At 38.2% G+C, this 18,760-nt stretch carries 19 protein-coding genes; 11 read left to right on the top strand and 8 right to left on the bottom strand.

The genetic code is table 11. The annotated features are described in order from the left end of the window. Positions 1–72 precede the first annotated feature (72 nt). Together EI546_RS01735 and EI546_RS01740 are read right to left on the bottom strand one after the other, a co-directional pair. Positions 73–786 (bottom strand): VIT1/CCC1 transporter family protein, encoded by a 714-nt coding sequence (locus tag EI546_RS01735; protein ID WP_128248926.1) that lies wholly within the window; start codon positions 784–786, stop codon positions 73–75. 86 nt (positions 787–872) lie between these two features. Then, positions 873–1,487, bottom strand: a complete 615-nt coding sequence (locus tag EI546_RS01740) for a TetR/AcrR family transcriptional regulator (protein WP_128248927.1) — start codon at positions 1,485–1,487, stop codon at positions 873–875. A gap of 223 nt (positions 1,488–1,710) precedes the next feature. On the opposite strand from EI546_RS01740, the gene EI546_RS01745 reads away from it, so the two are divergent. The 10 genes from EI546_RS01745 to EI546_RS01790 all read left to right on the top strand — a co-directional run bounded on the left by EI546_RS01745 (position 1,711) and on the right by EI546_RS01790 (position 12,076). Then, on the top strand, positions 1,711–2,343 hold the full coding sequence (locus tag EI546_RS01745; RefSeq protein ID WP_128248928.1) for a hypothetical protein: 633 nt from the start codon (positions 1,711–1,713) through the stop codon (positions 2,341–2,343). A gap of 522 nt (positions 2,344–2,865) precedes the next feature. Then, on the top strand, positions 2,866–3,372 hold the full coding sequence (locus EI546_RS01750; protein WP_128248929.1) for a c-type cytochrome: 507 nt from the start codon (positions 2,866–2,868) through the stop codon (positions 3,370–3,372). 67 nt (positions 3,373–3,439) lie between these two features. Further along, positions 3,440–4,015, top strand: coding sequence for a fasciclin domain-containing protein (locus tag EI546_RS01755; protein ID WP_128248930.1), 576 nt, complete (start codon positions 3,440–3,442; stop codon positions 4,013–4,015). A gap of 35 nt (positions 4,016–4,050) precedes the next feature. Further along, positions 4,051–6,021, top strand: a complete 1,971-nt coding sequence (gene nosZ, locus EI546_RS01760) for a Sec-dependent nitrous-oxide reductase (RefSeq protein ID WP_128248931.1) — start codon at positions 4,051–4,053, stop codon at positions 6,019–6,021. A gap of 233 nt (positions 6,022–6,254) precedes the next feature. After that, positions 6,255–6,902, top strand: coding sequence for a hypothetical protein (locus EI546_RS01765; protein WP_128248932.1), 648 nt, complete (start codon positions 6,255–6,257; stop codon positions 6,900–6,902). Continuing rightward, positions 6,902–7,336 carry a nitrous oxide reductase accessory protein NosL gene (locus tag EI546_RS01770; protein WP_128248933.1) on the top strand — a complete coding sequence of 145 codons (435 nt, stop codon included), beginning with the start codon at positions 6,902–6,904 and terminating at the stop codon, positions 7,334–7,336. Before EI546_RS01765 ends, EI546_RS01770 begins: the two co-directional genes overlap by 1 nt. Positions 7,337–7,580: 244 nt before the next feature. Beyond that, the gene (locus EI546_RS01775; RefSeq protein ID WP_128251506.1) at positions 7,581–8,798 is read left to right on the top strand and encodes a nitrous oxide reductase family maturation protein NosD; all 1,218 of its coding nucleotides are present in this window, start codon (positions 7,581–7,583) and stop codon (positions 8,796–8,798) included. After that, positions 8,785–9,495: an ABC transporter ATP-binding protein gene (locus EI546_RS01780; protein ID WP_128248934.1), complete on the top strand. Its 711-nt coding sequence runs from the start codon at positions 8,785–8,787 to the stop codon at positions 9,493–9,495. Before EI546_RS01775 ends, EI546_RS01780 begins: the two co-directional genes overlap by 14 nt. Continuing rightward, positions 9,488–10,270, top strand: coding sequence for an ABC transporter permease (locus EI546_RS01785; RefSeq protein ID WP_128248935.1), 783 nt, complete (start codon positions 9,488–9,490; stop codon positions 10,268–10,270). The genes EI546_RS01780 and EI546_RS01785 overlap by 8 nt, the downstream gene beginning before the upstream one ends. A 243-nt stretch (positions 10,271–10,513) precedes the next feature. Next, entirely contained in the window at positions 10,514–12,076 is a 1,563-nt protein-coding gene (locus EI546_RS01790) for an NAD(P)/FAD-dependent oxidoreductase (protein WP_128248936.1), read from the top strand. On the opposite strand, the gene EI546_RS01795 is transcribed toward EI546_RS01790, so the two are convergent. Further along, a complete protein-coding gene (locus EI546_RS01795; RefSeq protein ID WP_128248937.1) occupies positions 12,073–12,660 on the bottom strand; it encodes a hypothetical protein in 588 nt (195 codons plus the stop codon). The two genes, EI546_RS01790 and EI546_RS01795, sit on opposite strands and share 4 nt — an antisense overlap. Before the next feature lie 276 nt (positions 12,661–12,936). On the opposite strand from EI546_RS01795, the gene EI546_RS01800 reads away from it, so the two are divergent. Continuing rightward, positions 12,937–14,739 carry a hypothetical protein gene (locus tag EI546_RS01800; RefSeq protein WP_128248938.1) on the top strand — a complete coding sequence of 601 codons (1,803 nt, stop codon included), beginning with the start codon at positions 12,937–12,939 and terminating at the stop codon, positions 14,737–14,739. Between the two features lie 192 nt (positions 14,740–14,931). Here the strand turns inward: EI546_RS01800 and EI546_RS01805 are convergent, their stop codons facing one another. The 5 genes from EI546_RS01805 to EI546_RS01825 form a co-directional block, all read right to left on the bottom strand. After that, complete coding sequence (locus EI546_RS01805) at positions 14,932–16,128, bottom strand: IS256 family transposase (RefSeq protein WP_128248875.1); 1,197 nt, start codon at positions 16,126–16,128, stop codon at positions 14,932–14,934. Between the two features lie 390 nt (positions 16,129–16,518). After that, on the bottom strand, positions 16,519–16,743 hold the full coding sequence (locus EI546_RS01810) for a hypothetical protein (RefSeq protein WP_128248939.1): 225 nt from the start codon (positions 16,741–16,743) through the stop codon (positions 16,519–16,521). A 69-nt stretch (positions 16,744–16,812) separates the two neighbouring features. Continuing rightward, on the bottom strand, positions 16,813–17,457 hold the full coding sequence (gene thiE / locus EI546_RS01815; RefSeq protein WP_128248940.1) for a thiamine phosphate synthase: 645 nt from the start codon (positions 17,455–17,457) through the stop codon (positions 16,813–16,815). A 13-nt stretch (positions 17,458–17,470) separates the two neighbouring features. Further along, a complete protein-coding gene (locus tag EI546_RS01820; protein ID WP_128248941.1) occupies positions 17,471–18,115 on the bottom strand; it encodes a DEAD/DEAH box helicase in 645 nt (214 codons plus the stop codon). A gap of 83 nt (positions 18,116–18,198) precedes the next feature. Continuing rightward, complete coding sequence (locus EI546_RS01825; RefSeq protein ID WP_128248942.1) at positions 18,199–18,657, bottom strand: TspO/MBR family protein; 459 nt, start codon at positions 18,655–18,657, stop codon at positions 18,199–18,201. Positions 18,658–18,760 lie beyond the last annotated feature (103 nt).

The raw sequence follows: 18,760 nt of genomic DNA on the forward strand, positions 1-18,760 counted from the left end.
ATTTTAAAAGTTTAAGAGTTTGAATTTTTGAGTGCTTGCCTGAATATGATAATTCATTTCTTTTTTGATTCATTAAATATTTACTCCAAAGAGATATCCTACAAATGCGGTAATTCCCATTGCCATGGTTCCCCAAAAGGTTATTCTTAATATTGCAATCCCGATAGGGGATCCTCCCGTCCTGGCGGATACGGTACCCAAAATTATGAGGAAAAAAATTGCGGAGCCATAAAGTGTATATTCCATACTTTCCAAAGGTAGGAACAGGGTGACAATAAGTGGAAGAATTCCTCCGGCAATAAATGAGGCACCCGATGCGAGGGCGGCCTGCATAGGTTTTGCCTGACTTATTTCATTGATTCCCAATTCATCTCTAACGTGGGCTGCCAGCGCATCCTTGGCAGTAAATTCCTTCGCCACTAGAAGTGCAGTTTCCTTTTTCAGACCTCTTTGCTCGTAAATTTCTGCTAATCTAAGTAATTCCAATTCTGGCATTTCTTCCAATTCGATTCTTTCGCGCTCGATATCGGCTTTTTCTATATCTGTTTGCGAACTTACAGAAACATATTCACCTGCAGCCATGGATAAAGCTCCTGCAACCAAACCCGCCACTGTGGCCAAAACAATAGGATCTCTTGACACCCCAGCCGCGGAAACTCCAATTGCAATACTGGCTACGGACAAAATCCCGTCATTAGCTCCTAGTACCGCCGCCCGCAACCAATTACTCCTATGGATGAAATGATTGTCTAAATAATTATCTAGATTCTCCGTATTCGTTCCCATATTATTTATTTTTTTTTCTATAATTCACATTTTAAAGTCTAAAGTTTTTCGACCATCTTCCACGTTCCGTCTTTATGCGCCTCATTTTACTTTTTTATTGAATTTATGATAAACTCTGAAACGGCTATTTTCCGGCGATGCAATAGATCTTTAAATCCCTCGTCATCTAGACCCAAAATTCCTTTAATCAATGGACTGGCCAAAAACGGAAAAATATTTAAAGAGAGAATATTTATAAAAAGCTGCTCCCCATCAATAGGTTTTAAAATGCCTGCTTCCACTTCCAAAGAAACTTTTCTATTAAATTTTTCCAAGGATGGAAATCCATCACTTTGTTGAATTTTGTCAAAAAATTTTGGATTGCGATTTAATTCTTGAACAATAAAATTGGGTAAATAGGGATGCTCAGATATGAATGTGATATAATTGCTAGTGAACTTTTTAACCTTATCCTCAATCGATGAATCGTCGTTTAATACTTTATTTAGTTGGGGCGCAAGAAGGGCAAAGGCATTCTTAAATACCGCTTCAAATAGCAATTGTTTACTTCTATAATAATAGTGTAGCATTGCCTTGTTTATCCCTGCTTCATCGGCAATCTGCTGCATACGGGCGCCTTCCATTCCTTTTCTTTCAAATACCTCCTTAGCAGCTTCTAATATTTGCCCTTCTGTATCTTGATTTTTCTTTGTCTTGGCCATTTGTCCAATCTAATGGTTAAACCATTTGGTTAACAAATATAGAATTTTTAGTTTCACATAAGAATAATTGCAGAAATCTTTTTGGCACCTCAATTCTTTTAAAGAGCTCTATTCTTTAATGATACTCAATTGGAAATTGAAAAGATTATATTTACACGGAACATAGGGAAAAGTCACTGTATGCCACAGAAATAACATTCCCGCAGAAGAAATCAAAAAAAATATGAAATTATTCTTTAGCCTTACTGTTGTAGGTATTCTGTTGGCAAGTTGCGCTAGTAGCCGATTAATTGAGCAATATGCCAACCCTGAAACCACTGAATTTAGACCTCAAAAAATATTGGTTGTCGGTCTGACTCCCGATGGTGGATTGCAACGGGAATTTGAATACAGTATGGTGTTGGCACTTGAAAATCAAAATATTAAAGCTGAAAAAAGCGTGGATCTTTATGGAGAGCCATTCACTATTAATGAAGATGCATCGGGAAAATTGGAGATTTCAGTATCGGAATTGCGAAAGGCCGGTTTTGACGCCGTTATTTTTTCAAAAATAACCGGTCGTGAAAGACGGGTTTCCTTAGCACAATCTTATAGAAACCTGGCTAGCACCCTTGAAACTTTTGATGACTATTATAATGAGAATCGAAGTATCCACAAGAGTGAAGATCTGGAGGGTTATCCTGTTCTTATTACTGAAACATCCTTATACTGTCTTTGTCCCGATAAAAACAATGATTTGGTCTGGCGTGGCAGTATTGAGGTTAAAAACACACAAAATTCCCGTGAATTGATTCGGGATTATGTAAATACACTTCAGAAGACTTTGAGAAAAAAAGGGTTCTTCGGCCGTTCCTGATGGAAGATTAACTTTCCATACCAGAATAAATTTAAGAATCTGCGCTAAAATATTATTTTCTAATTCTGCTATTAATTTTATAGTAGGGTTCGGAAATTTTTATCCTATTGGTGGATAGATAAACGCTACCTAAAGGAAATAGAATTAGGTATAACTTCAATAGACTAATTCCGACCTAATTTTTTCCTAAGAGGACATTTTTTTCGGTATTATTCAAAATCTACCTTCTTTACTTTTTCCATCTCGTACACTTTAAACTCCTAAACTCCTAAACCTTAAATATTATGTCTTTCCCAATCTTTTTTAGTTTTAATTGAAATTATTCAAAAAAGATTATGGATATGACCTTTATCATATCACGAATCATAAAAGGTTTTCACCTTTGTTCCTTCCAAAAAGGTTGTAAAAGATGATTTCAGTTGACAAAATTTATCGGACTAAATTATCTTCTTATATGACGAAAATCATTTCCTATCAATCTTTGGCTAACTAAGTTTGTACCATAAATTAATAACAACAACTATGAAACATTTAATCAAATCAATGGCCGCAATTGCAATCTTAACTCTGGTTAGCTGCGGTGGAAAAGAAGAAAAAAAAGAGGACAGTTCAGTAAAAATTGGACAGAGCCCCGCAACCGAAGTTAAAAAGGAAGAAGCGCCTGTGTCAGATGTGAAACCTTCCCAAACTATCGACTTGACGAATAAAGGTGTAGGCCCAATTAAAAGTGTAGAACTGGGTGCAACCATTGATGATGCTTTGGCTGCAAAAGGTGCTGAACTTTTCAAAACAAACTGTACTGCTTGTCATAAAGCGGACAAAAAATTCATCGGTCCAGCTCCTAAAGGAATTTTGGAAAGAAGAACTCCAGAATGGGTAATGAATATGATTATGGATCCGGAAGGAATGACCAAAAACGATCCACTTGCACACGCCCTTTTGTTGGAATTTAATGGATCTCCAATGGCTAACCAGCACATGACCGAAGATCAAACCAGAGCAATCCTAGAATATTTTAGAACCCTATAATATATATTCAAACAACCAAACCCCTTCGCAGGATTTATCCTGCGAAGGTTAAAAACCAAGTCGTAAGATGAAAACAACACTTAAATTGCTCTTCGTTTCAATTACCTTACTTGTCTTTTCTGCTTGTAAAAATGAAGCGAACACTGAAGGGAACGGAACCCTAGTGGAGAATTCCGCAAAAACTGATGCTCCCCAAAAACAAGGACAGGCTTTTATTAAAGATGATGAATCAGCACCAAACGTTCTTCAAATTGCAATCGGGTCTCCCGATCACACAACACTTGTAGCTGCGGTACAAACTGCACATCTTGAAAATGCTTTGGTAAATGCAGGACCTTTAATGGTTTTCGCACCAACCAATGCTGCTTTTGATGAATTGCCAGCAGGAACGGTTGACGATCTTTTAAAGCCTGAAAATCATGATAAATTAGCGTCTATCCTAAAGCATCACGTAACTCCCGGCAATTACTCCAAGGAATTTTTAAAGAAATTCAAGAAAGTTGGACAAGCAGACGGTACCGATGCTACAGTTGAGGTTAAAGGAGATGATGTATATGTGGGCGGCGCTAAAATTATTGCCAGTATTCCTGCCGGAAACGGAATTGTGCACGTAGTGGATAAAGTAATCTTACCTGCAAACTAAACAATTAAATAATTCAATCTAAATAATTCGTAAAAATGAAAAGAACAATTAATATTTTACTTGCCCTTGTTATGGTTGCCGGTTTGGTTAGCTGTAATGACGGTGGAAACAAAAAGAGCAAAAGAGGTAACCAAGGTGGGTTGTCCTCCAATGCTGCAGAAAGAGTCTATGTTGCTCCTGGAGAACACGACGAATTCTACGCCTTTATGTCTGGTGGATTCAGTGGTCAACTTGGTGTATATGGATTGCCTTCTGGTCGTTTGCTAAAAGTTCTTCCGGTATTCTCACAAAATCCCGAGAATGGATGGGGATATACCGAAGAGACCAAGCCTATGTTAAATACATCTTTCGGTTTTGTGCCTTGGGATGACTCTCACCACCCTGATATCTCTCAAACAAACGGAGTATTGGATGGTCGTTGGGTATTTATCAATGGAAACAACACTCCTAGAATTGCCCGTATCGACCTGAAAAACTTCAAAACTGAAGAAATCATCGAGATCCCTCACAGTGCTGGTAACCACTCTTCATCTTTCATTACTGAAAACACTGAGTATGTAGTTGCAGGTACTCGTTTCTCTGTGCCAATTCCACAGAAAGACATGTCTATTAAAGACTACAAAGGAAACTTTAAAGGTTCTTTGACTTTTATAAAAGTTGATCAAGAGACAGGACACATGGATATTAAATTCCAATTGATGATGCCTGGATTTAACTATGACCTTTCACACCCTGGTCGTGATAAGAGCCACGGATGGTTCTTCTTTACCACTTATAACACTGAGGAAGCACACACCTTGTTAGAAGTGAACGCTTCTCAGAATGATAAGGACTTTATCGCTGCGATAAACTGGAAGAAAATTGAAGAGTATGTGAACAATGGTGGTGGACAGAAAGTTCCTGCAAAATATGCCCACAACATTATGGATGAGAATACGCACACGGCAACTTCTACTATGAAAACTGAAGTTCTTCAAGTAAATCCAATGGATGTTCCTGGAGCAGTTTATTTCTTGCCAACTCCAAAATCTCCGCACGGTTGTGACGTTGATCCAACAGGTGAGTACATTATTGGAAACGGAAAACTTTCTGCTGACCTAACAGTACACAGTTTCACAAAAATGATTGATGCTATCGAAAACAAGAAGTTCGATGGTGAAGCTTATGGTATTCCAATCTTAAACTTTGAGGATATCCTTGCCGGTGTTGTAAAACAACCAGGTCTTGGACCACTCCACACTGAATTTGATGACAAAGGAAATGCTTATACTACTTTCTTTATCTCTTCTGAAGTTGTAAAATGGAAAGTTGGAACTTGGGAAGTTATAGACAGACAACCCGTATTCTATTCTGTAGGTCACGGTATGATTCCTGGAGGAAACTCTCGTAAGCCATTTGGTAAATACTTTGTAGCCTTGAACAAGATTACAAAAGACAGGTACCTGCCAACAGGACCAGAGCTTACTCAATCTGCTCAGTTATTTGACATTACAGGCGAAAAGATGGAATTGTTATTGGATTTCCCAACAATTGGAGAGCCTCACTATGCAGCAGCTATTCCTGGAGATATGGTTGCACCAAATTCCAGAAAGATCTATAAACTTGCTGAGAACAAACACCCATATGCTTCTTTATCAGATTCTGATACAAAAGTTGTTCGTGAAGGAAAAGAAGTTCATATCTATATGAATATGATCCGTAGCCACTTTAACCCGGATAACATTGAAGGTGTAAAGGTTGGAGACAAAGTTTACTTCCACGTAACAAACCACGAACAAGACTTTGACGTACCACACGGTTTCGCAGTAATTGGAGCAAACAACGCTGAAATGCTTATTGTTCCTGGAGCTACTGAAACCTTGGTATGGGAGCCTAAAGAAGTAGGTGTATGGCCATTCTATTGTACTGACTTCTGTTCTGCACTTCACCAAGAAATGCAAGGATATATTCGCGTAAGTCCAGCCGACTCAAACATTGGGTTGTCTTGGAGCCTAGGTGAAGACTAAGATGTTTTTAGTTGTGAAAATACTAAGTTAGTGATTAACTGTATTTTCAATAAAGACGGGGGTTGTTGATTTCCCCCGTCTTTTAAAAAATTAAAGGAGAGTTTTCAGTATTCAGAAAAGCAATCAAAACCTCTCTAGATCAACGCACTAATTCTACTATTAGACTTCTAAAACCAACCGCACACTGACGTCTAAACCTATCCGCCACTTTGCGGATGCAAAACAAAAACAAAATGAAAAAAGCAGGAATAATAATGATCATTGGCTCCTTGCTATTATTGGGACTTTTTAAATTCCCATTGTGGAACATTGTATTGGGCGCTCCCCAATATCCGGATCCTCTTGGAATGGATATTTATATTCAAGGGATACAAGGTGTTGAAGAATTTGATATTCAAAATATTGACGGACTAAACCACTACATTGGGATGAAAACCATTCCTAAGGTTGAAGATATGTGGGAGTTTAGTGTTTTCCCAAAAGTAATTGGTCTTATGGTTGCTCTTGGTGTAATAATAGGATTGTTAGGTTTCTTAGGAAAAGTAAGCTATAAATGGTTTCTTGGATGGTTTATAGTTATGTCTATACTCGGATTGTTAGGTATGTACGATTTTAATCTTTGGTTAATTGAATATGGCACCGACCTGGATCCAAAAGCTATTATGAAACTTCTAAATCCTGATGGTACTCCAATGACCTATAAGCCACCGCTCTTGGGATATCAGAAAATGCTTAATTTTGATGTGGATTCTTGGCCAGCTACCGGAGCATATATGATCTTTGCTGGAATGATGTTGACTGTAGTAGCTTTCTTCGTGGGAAGATATGAATATAAAAAAAAAGTTAAAACTGAACCGATTCTAAAACCTGCCTTAGCATAATGATACGTTTCTTTCTTTTAAGTATAATTTCCATTTTATTTATTTCTTGTGAAATAAGTCCGCAAAAAATTGAATATGGCTCAGATGCTTGTAACTACTGCGATATGACTATCGTGGATAGACAGCACTCTGCCCAAATGGTGAGCACAAAGGGCAAGGCTTTTAAATATGATGCGATTGAATGTATGGTCCATTCGCTACAAGAGGATATGGCAGATACTGAAATGGCTCTTTATTTAGTTGCAAACTTTGATCAACCAGGTGAATTGATGGATGCAACCTCATCTTCTTATTTAGTGAGCGAACAGATTCAAAGTCCAATGGGCGCCAATCTTTCGGCTTTTCAGGATGAGAGCGCGGCTGAAAACACTCAGAAAAAATTTACTGGTAAGATTTATACTTGGCAAGAAATTCAGAAACACTTAAAGCACTGATTTTTTTGAAATAAATGGGTTTCGGTAATTTTTAAGATCTAGTACTTGAAAATCGCTGAAACCTTTTTTATTTAAGCAAAGTTGTAAGTTACCCAAGAATAAGAGGGTTTTATCTGACATTCTCAGCTTATACCTTTTATTCTTTATCTTCGATTTTTTAAAAAAAAACTCTTTGCACAACGGAATATAGATAAATATTAACTCTATTTTGAAACACACTTTCTACATAATTGCTTTATTATTAATGGTTTTCAGTTCAATGGCAGTCCAGGCTGAAACTATAACAGTCTGTTCCAGTTGTCCCGTTAAAACAATTAAGCAAGCACTCGCACAAGCGGTCAATGGAGATACGATTCTTGTAAAACCAGGTATATATAAAGAATCCAACATAAAAATCGATAAAGAAATTACCCTCATAGGTGAAAACCTGCCCACCATAGATGGCGAAACAAAAGGAGAAATAATTACCATTGGGGCAGATAATGTTACTGTAGATGGATTTGAGATTATTAATGTAGGTTTAAGCTATACCACCGATTATGCTTCCGTTCGGGTAGTGAAAAGTTCAAATTTTGTAATTCAAAATCTGGAGCTTGAGAAGTTGTTTTTTGGAATTTATCTACAAAAATCAAATAACGGTAAAGTTCTGAACAACAAGGTAAGGGGAGAAGCCGTTACCGAATTTAACTCTGGCAACGCCATCCATCTTTGGTATTGCAATAATGTAGAAATAAGAGGGAACGATGTAAGGAACGTACGAGACGGAATCTATTTGGAATTCTCCAGTCACATCCAAATTTATGATAATGTAAGCAAATTCAATGTTAGGTATGGATTGCACTTTATGTTCAGCAATAACAATGAAGCGCACCATAATATCTTTGAGACAAATGGTGCCGGAATTGCTCTTATGTTTTCAAAAGACATGATATTGACCAATAATACTGTTAGAAAAAATTGGGGAACAGCGGCTTATGGTGTTCTTTTAAAAGAAATAAGTAATGCAACGATTGCTCACAACACATTTGAGCTCAACACTGTTGCCATTACAGTGGACGTAAGTAGCAACATAGACTACTTCCACAACGATTTTATCAGTAACGGTTATGGATTGCGGATTAGAGGAGCGAGCTACAATTCGAAAATCAATAATAATAATTTCCTTTATAATTCTTTCGATTTATCCTATAATGGAAAACTAAATGAGAATAATTTCAATGGAAATTATTGGAGTGATTACACGGGTTATGATCTTGATAAGGATGGAATGGGAGATGTTCCTTATCGCCCTGTGAAACTCTTTTCGTATATAGTTAACCGAACTCCGGAAACCATAATTCTTTTGAGAAGTCTATTTATCGATATAATAGACTTTTCAGAAAAAGTTTCTCCCGTGTTTACCCCTGATAATTTGATGGATAACAATCCTAGAATGAAACCAATAAAACATGATAGAAGTTAAGGATTTACATAAAAAATTTGGAAAGAACGAAGTGCTCAAGGGCATTGATCTATCTATTCGCGAAGGCGGAATATTCTCTATTCTTGGACCCAACGGCTCGGGAAAAACTACTCTTATCAAAAGTATCTTAGGGATGGTTATTCCGGATTCCGGAGAAATCTCTATAAAAGGAGATACTTTAAAGAACAATTATAAGTATCGAGAGAAAATAGATTATTTACCACAAATCGCCAACTTCCCAGGAAACCTTAAGGTAAATGAACTGATTGCCATGATCAAGGATTTGAGGGATTATAAGGATACCAAGGATCAAGAATTAATAGAATTATTCAAGCTGCAACCCTTCCTTAATAAACGCTTGGTTAATCTTTCAGGAGGTACAAAACAAAAAGTAAACCTGGTACTTACTTTTATGTTCGACAGCCCTTTAATAATTCTCGACGAGCCAACCAGCGGTCTAGATCCCATTTCACATTTACGGCTGAAGAATTTGATTTTTAAAGAAAAAGAAAAGGGAAAAACCATTTTAGTTACTTCCCATATTCTAAGTTTCGTTGAAGATATAGCCGATGAGATTGTATTTCTCTTGGAAGGGAAAATCTATTTTAAAGGCAGTATTCCCGAATTAAAAGCCAAGACCGAAACCCACGATTTTGAACACGCAATAGCTTCTATTTTATCCTCTACCTATGCTTAAGATATTAAAATACAGTTTTTACGATTTAATGCGAAGCCGTTGGAGCTACGTATATTTTTTGTTTTATCTTCTATTGGGAATCGTGTTATTGTTTTTGAATAACGATCTTTCAAAAGCAGTTATCACTTTGATGAACGTAATCATAATCTTAGTGCCACTGATAGGAACAATTTTCGGGGTAATGTATTATTACAACTCCCGTGAATTTACTGAACTGCTCCTTGCCCAACCGGTCAAACGAAGCTCTATATTTTTAGGACAGTATTTTGGGGTTGCCACCTCATTAGCAATGAGCTTGATTGTTGGATTGGGATTGCCCTTTATTTTCTACGGAATTTTTAATAGCAATGCCATTTGGGATTTCTCTCTTCTATTGATAACGGGAGGATTTCTCACATTTATTTTTACAGCTCTAGCATTTGTAATCGCTCTTTCCAATGAAAACAGAATAAAGGGATTTGGTTATGCCATCTTACTTTGGTTATTTATGGCAGTAATTTATGACGGACTTTTCCTAATGTCACTTCTCTATTTTCAGGATTACCCATTAGACAAATTTTCCTTGGTAGCAACAATGCTTAATCCCGTAGATCTATCACGTGTTTTGATTCTGCTCAAACTAGATATCTCTGCCTTATTAGGTTATACCGGAGCCGTTTTTCAAAAATTCTTCGGAACAAATTTTGGTGTTATCCTCTCATCCATAATGTTGGTTCTCTGGGTTGTAATCCCTACTTTTTTTATCTGGAGAATTGCCAAGAAAAAGGATTTTTAAAAATAAAATACTTAGAAATTTAAAGCCATTTCAAATTTGAGATGGCTTTTTTTTGGTTGCACCCCCAGCCCCTATAGGGGGGGGGAATTACAACGATTGTTAATTATATTTTTTCCGAAGCTAGGCTCCTTTGCTACTCCGATAAAGCAATGGCGGCGCGGAAGGGCGGGGGCATTTATTTTTCGAAAATTTCAATCATAATATCCGCCCCAAAATTCCCCAATTTAAATTTATCTTTACTCCATGAGCATATTGGTGCAAATTGCAATCTTACCTCGGCAGCAGGAAGATTCGGAGTATATATTGGAGCTTGCTTTGGAGAGGGAAAATCTCCGCAAAGAGAATATTGTGGATTGGCGCATTCGAAAAAGATCCATTGATGCCAGAAGAAGACCTATTAAGATAAATCTTCAGATAGAACTGTGGTTAAAAGGGGAGAAACGTGAAATAATTCCGCCGTTTATTCCACAAAATGTTGAGGATTCAAAGAGGATTGCCATAATCGGTGCCGGTCCCGCGGGACTTTATGCCGCATTAAGGGCAGTGGAGGCAGGGCTAAAACCTATTGTTTTTGAACGTGGGAAGGATGTTCGGGAAAGAAGAAGAGATCTCGCTGCCATTAATAAACTTCAGATTGTAAATCCAGAAAGTAATTATTGTTTTGGGGAAGGAGGCGCAGGAACTTATTCCGATGGGAAGCTCTACACCCGTAGCAAAAAGCGTGGAAATGTTTTAAAGGCCTTGGAATGGTTCGTCCACTTTGGGGCTGATGAAGACATACTTATTGATGCACATCCACATATTGGAACCAACAAGCTGCCAAAGATTATTGCAGCCATGCGCGAAGCAATTATAGAAAATGGGGGAGAAGTGCACTTCAATTCTAAAATGACGGATATAAAAATTGAAAAGAGTGAAATCCGGGCCATTCAGATAAATGATAGGGATTGGTTTGAATTTGAGAATGTAATCTTGGCAACAGGACATTCGGCAAGGGATATCTATTATCTCCTTCACGACAAAAATATTAAGATGGAAGCCAAAGGTTTTGCTATTGGCGTGCGGGCCGAGCATCCTCAGGAACTTATTGATCACATCCAATATCACGGCGAAGATGATAATCCATATCTTCCGCCAGCGAGTTATAGTCTGGTGGAGCAGGTTGATGGTTTTGGTGTGTATTCCTTTTGTATGTGCCCAGGTGGAATTATCGCCCCCTGCGCCACCGAACAGGAAGAAGTGGTAACCAATGGCTGGAGTCCCAGCAAGCGCAATAATCCGTACGCAAACTCGGGTATTGTTGTGAGTGTAGCACCGGAAGATTTGCCAAATTACAAAAAAGACGATCCTTTCGTGTGCCTAGATTATCAAAAATATGTGGAAAAACGATGTTGGGAAGCAGGAGGAAAATCACAAATGGTTCCCGCCCAACGGATGATCGACTTTGTTGAAGGAAAGATTTCAAGCGATTTTCCGAAAACTTCCTATCAACCGGGAATTGTTTCCGCAGATTTGAATGAGGTATTACCTCCTTTACTTTCAAAAAAACTAAAAAAGGCATTTGTGCTTTTCGGCAAGAAGATGAAAGGGTATTATACCAATGAAGCCGTTTTGCACGCGCCCGAAAGTAGAACTTCCTCTCCCATAAGTATCCCTCGAGACCCTCTTACTCTCGAACATGTGGAAATTAAGGGCTTATATCCCTGTGGTGAGGGAGCCGGTTATGCCGGGGGAATTATTTCCGCAGCAATAGATGGGATTAATTGTGTTGATGCAATAGCCAAAAAAGAAAGTCTTCTCGCCTAATCGAAATTATAGAAAACTCCAAAACTGAATATTCCTCGGTAACCAAAACCAAGTTCAGCAAATCCGCCCCATTGTTTTCCGTAGCTTACGCCTATTGGTGTAACTTGAAAGTTAAAAAAGGTATCGTGATAATCCCCGTCAACGTCATAATCAGAATGTTGGATTTGTTTTTTTGAAGTTCCAAAAGTAGCTCCAGCACCCACTAAGGCATACATATTTACCTTTTCCTTTTTTAAATAAGAATAACTCGTCTCGGCTGCCAAAGTATAATAAGTGTTGACTTGTTCCCCAATCTTTTCCTGGTCAAAATTCACATCGAAATTTGTTGAGGAATAGGATACCGTTGCGCCATAATGCCATCTTTCTAGCGGGGTGTAAGCATAGGATAGCCGAAATTCCCCAATCTCGCTAGTTTGATTCAGCGTAGAAGAAGAAAAAAAGATAGGGGAAAATGCTGATTCCATAACATCTAAAATCTGATTGGAACTTCCAATCCCCATTCCGGCTGAGATTTGGTGTTTTTGGGAATAAGAATGTGAACATAAAAATAAAAATGCTCCAACAAACAATATTTTTCTCATCATATTTTCTAATTTTTTAGTAAGTAAACATAATTTGATTTTTTGATTTAAAAAGGGTTTTTTATTTAGAATCAATCCGTTTTACACCTTAAATCTATTCGATTTTTACATTTTTGATAATAAATATTTCTAGGTTCTGCTGAAATTTTGCCTCAATAGAAGGATTTGATAATTAGTTTTTTAGGATTAAGGAGTAATCAATCCTTTTTATGACATAGGTCATATTTTCAGTGGTTTAGATTTTTAATCTTTACGCCTTTTCAATCCAAACTTTTTTTGATGCAAACCTTAAGCCCGCATACCTTCCATATTCCCGTAATGGGAATTGCCTTTACCATTGATTCTCCTATTAAAGTCGCCCATTATGGAATAAATTCGGTGCTTTCTATCATAGAGGATAATTTGATCGAGGTGATGCGGAAATACTATTACGAACAGAATGAGGAGGAATATATCCCCATTGCTGCTAAAGAGGAGAATTCGCGCGCACGTAGGGTTACCGACTATCTAAACCTGATGCAACGGATTGTGGATTCAAAAGTTGAAAAACTTAAAACATCCGCATTTGAAACAGGTTCTGATATTGTAAAGTATTTTGAAATGCTTCCGGATACCAATTATTTGAAAGAGAAATATAATGAATGGTTTGCCCTTTCTAATACCGAAGAAAAAGTCATAGCCGAAAAATTTCTAAGAAAAAATATACTTCCCGGATCCATAGAAGTCAATATTATGACAAAAGTGGATAAGGATCAATTGGATAAAAACAAAGAACCTATTGAAAACGGTTCCGATGCGGTGACCGCTCTAAAGGGTTATGCGGATTGCGAATTGACCAATTCCTCCATAGTTCTATCTGCAGGAATGAATCCTCGTTTGTACAATTATATGGAGGGATTTTCAGCCTTTGATGCTTATGCTTGGGGAAAATTCCATAAGAAGGTTATTATTAAAGTTAGTGATTATCGTTCTGCATTGATTCAAGGGAAATATTTGGCCAAAAAAGGAATTTGGGTCAGTGAGTTCCGAATTGAATCTGGACTAAATTGTGGCGGCCACGTTTTTGCAACCCAAGGGATATTGATGGGCCCGATTCTTCAGGAATTTAAAGAGAAAAAAGAAGAACTTTTACAAAGCCAATTTGAACTTTATAATCCTGCCATAATCTCCAAAGGAAAAGAAGGTTTTAAAAAGCCACATCCCATCAAAATAACCGTCCAAGGTGGAATCGGAACTTTTGAAGAGGATCAACTTTTGCAGAAATATTATGAAGTGGATGGAACGGGATGGGGTACCCCATTTTTGTTATGCCCAGAAGCCACAACGGTTGATGACAATACGCTGGAATTATTGACAAATTCCAAAGAAAATGATGTGGTGCGAAGTAAAGCTTCCCCACTTGGTGTTGAATTCAATTACTTAAAGGGAACAACGGCCGAGTCAGAGCGATTGGACAGAATAAATAGAAATAAACCTGGCAGTCCCTGTACCGAAAAATTATTAGAGTCCAATACCGAATTTACCGACACTCCCATTTGTACGGCTTCCACTAAATATCAAAAACTAAAACTGGAACAACTAGAAACATTAGGCCTTCCAGAAGTGGAATATAATAAGCAAGTAGAAGATGTTCTTGCCAAGGAATGTCTTTGCATTGGCTTGAGTAATGCGGCACCAATAGCCTACGAAGAACCTTTTCTCAAGAAATTAAAAGCGGTAACTATTTGTCCAGGACCGAATATTGTAAATTTCTCAAAGGTCGTTTCACTTCAGGATATGACCGATCATATTTATGGTCGCAAAGATATTATGCAAAGACCCAATCGCGCTTCAATGTTCGTTGCGGAGCTCAAGCTCTATATAGACTTCCTAAGGAAAGAAATTGAACGTACTACTTCACCAACAACACGTGATTTTAAATCTTGGGAAAAATTCAGCAATAACCTTTTAGACGGTATTGAGCATTACGGCACGTTGATCTCTAATTACGTAATAGGAAATAGATTTCAATTTGGAATGGATCTGGAGGAAGCTAAAATGGAGATTATGGAGATACGTGAGTCTCAATTACAGATGATGTAAAAGTTTAGCAGTTTAGGAGTTGAGGAGTTGAGAATTCAATTTTGTATTTTCAAAATTTCGATTTCACTTAAACTCATGGACTTAATATAAGTTGAGAAGTTGAGGAGTTGAGGAGTGGAGGAGTCGAAAGGTTATTTTCAGGACACTATCCCGTTAAGTGTGTAAGTTTAAAATAACAGGGGTTGGACTTTTTTAGAGTCTGACCCTTTTTTCATAGATCGTTAGGAACTGGTTTAATATAATGCCCCAGTTCCTGACGGGCATTGTCCATTTTTTGGTGGCTTCCCTTACTGCCAAATATACGGATTTCATCACGGCATCGTCCGTTGGGAAGGAAAGTTTGTTCTTGGTGTACTTTCTTATCTTCCCGTTCAGGTTCTCTATAAGGTTCGTGGTATAGATGATCTTGCGTATCTCCAACGGGAACTCATAGAACACTGTGAGCTCTTCCCAGTTGTCGCGCCAGCTCTTGATGGCATAGGAATATTTATCGTTCCATTTTTGGGCAAAATCCTCTAGGGCCATCTTGGCGGCCTCCTGGTTTGGGGCGTTATAGATATGCTTCATATCTGCGGTAAAGGCTTTTTTATCCTTCCATACGACGTACCTGCAGGCATTGCGTATCTGGTGTACCACGCATATCTGGGTCTTGGACTCGGGGAACACGTTCTTGATCGTATCCGTAAAACCATTGAGGTTATCGGTGGCCGTGATAAGGATGTCTTCTGTGCCGCGCGCCCTTATATCGGTCAATACGCTCATCCAGAAAGCTGCTGATTCGTTCTTGCCAAGCCATAGCCCCAAGACCTCTTTTTTACCGTCCCTGCGCAGGCCAACGGCTATGTAGATGGTCTTGTTAATAACCTTGGAGTTCTCGCGGACCTTGAATACGATGCCATCCATCCAGACAATCAAGTAGACCGGCTCCAAGGGACGGTTCTGCCAGGCAACTATATCGCCCGATATTTTTTCCGTGATCCTGGATATGGTCGAGGTGGACACATCAAAATCATAGACCTCACGTATCTGCTCCTCAATATCGCTGTTGCTCATTCCCTTGGCATAGAGTGACACGATGACGTTCTCAAGGCCATCGACCATATTGCCCCGCTTGGGTACGATCATGGGATTGAACGAGGCCTCACGGTCTCTGGGGACGGCAATCTCGGATTCGCCAAAGGAGGTTTTTATTTTCTTCCGGGAGTGCCCGTTGCGCGAGTTGCCTCCATTGGACCTCTGGTGTTTGTCGTAATCTAGGTGGCCGTCGAGCTCACCTTCGAGCATCTTTTCGATCCCACGTTTCTGGATCTGCTTTAAAAAATCGCTGAGCTCCTCGTGGGTCTTGAACTGCTTCAGAAAATCATCTGAAATTAAATCGTCTTTCTTCATAATGTGTAAAAGTTAAAGATTAAAAACTAAATAATAAAATAGCGGGGGCCGGCCCCCGCTATTTTATTATTTACACACTTTATGAGATAGTCCCGAATTTTTCATGTTTAGTAAATATATTATTAATCAAGTTGAACACTTGTTCCGGACATAAGACTAAAGAATTTAATAATTAGAAATTTATACCCTACCAACCCAGGATCCATTTGTCCTTTCATCCTTTGTCCTTTCATCCTTTGTCCTTTCATCCTTTGTCCTTTCCTCCTTTGTCCTTTTATCCTTTCGTCCTTTTATCCTTTGTCCTTTAATCCTTTCATCGTTTCATCCTTTGTCCTTTCATCCTTTGTCCTTTAATCCTTTCGTCCTATATATCCTACGACCTCTTTTCACTCACTCAATAATTTCGTAATCAATGGACAATTTCCGCAAAGCTCTTAAGGCAGAAGCGCTATCCTTGTCATTCACCTCAATATCCACGGCATCACCTTCCAAAAGTATATCTGTAAGTTCATTCGCCAGCGATTCATTTATTCCAGGGGAAATCTCCATAATACATTGCGCAATGGCTCTTCTATCCGGGCGTATTGCATCGCAAGACAATAAGTTAATTTTCATTAGACAAGTTTTTTTAATTATCATTTAGGAAATGAGGGATTCTTGAATTTCACACTCACCACTCACCACTCATTCCTCAAAAGTATATCGCTGTTCCGCGGTGGAAGAAGCATTCAGTAATTGGTTAAAAATCCGAATTGTATTAAAATCACGCGTTATTTCCCCAGATACCGCCACTCCAGAAATACCAATTTCCAAAAGCTCAGAAACATCGGCAGGGGTTATTCCTCCAACAGCTAATATGGGAGTTTCGGTTTTTAAAACATCCAGTATCGCGACATATCCAGCTATTCCTAAAACTGGTGGTAAATTTTCTTTGGTGGTTGTAAATCTAAACGGACCCAAACTGATATAATCTACATCCTTCTGGATTAACACTTCGCAATCCTGCAAAGTGTTTGCTGTGCCACCAATAATCTGCCAAGTATATAAATGCTTTCTGGCAACAGTAGGACAGGAGTCGGTTTTTCCCAAATGCACGCCATCTGCTTTAACTTCCTTGGCTATCTTATAATCGTCATTAATAATTAATCTCGTTTGAAAATGAGCGGTAATCTCTCGAGCCTCACGGGCAAGTTTCAACAATTTCTTGTCAGATACATTCTTTACACGCAATTGCACCAGCTCCGCACCAGAATTACAAGCTTTTTGAATATTCTCTAGGTGTTCCTTTGGTGAATTACCCTGAGTTATATAATGTAGTTTAGGTATCATAGTGGGTCTATCTTTAATTTTCGTTCTCTTCACCTTCAACTCTCTCCTTGACCACAACCGTTTTTGCAAACTCCATAAAATAATCCTTAAACCTTTTTAACATGGGTTCCATTTTTTCCATATACAGAACATACTGACATTTTTTTATACTTCGTGTGAGTAGCATTATGGCCGAGTAGTGTGATTTTTGGATCAAGAATTCAGCATCATCAACACTCAGTATTTTCACCTCGGAGGTGTTGATGCCATTGGACAAAAACAATTTGTTCATGGAGATGGGAGTCGAGATCAAAATATCGATTCCCATTGCAATTTCCGATTTTTGTATATCGACATGAATTTCCTCGGTAGCCAAATAGATTCGAAGGTCGCTCGTTTTCAAATACTCCAGAAATAAATTATAAAGCTCCGAAGCTTCCTCCTTACTTTCTACCAGAGCTACGGCACGCGGAACATTTCCAATCGCTCTATATTTTAACTTCTGTAAAGTTGTAATAATAAGTGTGGAAGTTTTTCCGCTATCCTTTGGTGCGACGCAATACACATTGGCACCACTTTTTATCACCGGTATGCTCTTACTTTCAAATAGAGTAGGGGTGGTCATCTCTAGACTTGTAAGTGTCTTTTGTAATTCAGGATTTAATTTTTTAAAAGGCATATTCTATAAATGAAGTCGGCGTATTTTCTTATAAGTAGAGCAAATTAGTAATTGCGTGGGACATTCGCTCTTTGAACTTATTTTTAATTCTTTAAAAGTATATAAGCATTTAAAGAAGTGGCAATCAACAACCAAATAAAATATGGAGCCACCAAAAGAGATTTAAATTTTATTTCTGGCCAATAAAAAAATATAAAGGATCCAATAACTATGGTAAGTGCAGTGATTATAAAGAGTCCAATCAACACTTGATGATAATAAAAGAAAGTAGGATTATACACAAGTGTCAAAATATAATGAAGCACCAAAAGCGCGAGAAGTAAATTTTTATTTTTCACAAGGGGCCATAAATATGCGAGATAAATGCTAAAACATACCAGTACTACCATCCAGCATAGTGCGACAAAAATGCCCGACGGACTCCAAGGCGCTGTCTCAAGTCCCAAATACCAGTCGGATTTTGGACCTGCGCCTCCCAAATAACGGCTAAGACCAATAAAACCAAAGTTTAGTACGAGAAAGAGGATAAATCTGTAAACCATTGCTATCTTTTTAAAGAGTGGTAAGGATTATCAGCTAGGAGGTGATGATCATTTTTAAAGAGAACAAAGATACTATCTGTTGGATATTTATGGGGGAGGATTT

It is taken from the genome of Aequorivita sp. H23M31 (assembly GCF_004022485.1).
In the GTDB taxonomy this organism is placed as follows: Bacteria; Bacteroidota; Bacteroidia; order Flavobacteriales; family Flavobacteriaceae; genus Aequorivita; species Aequorivita ciconiae.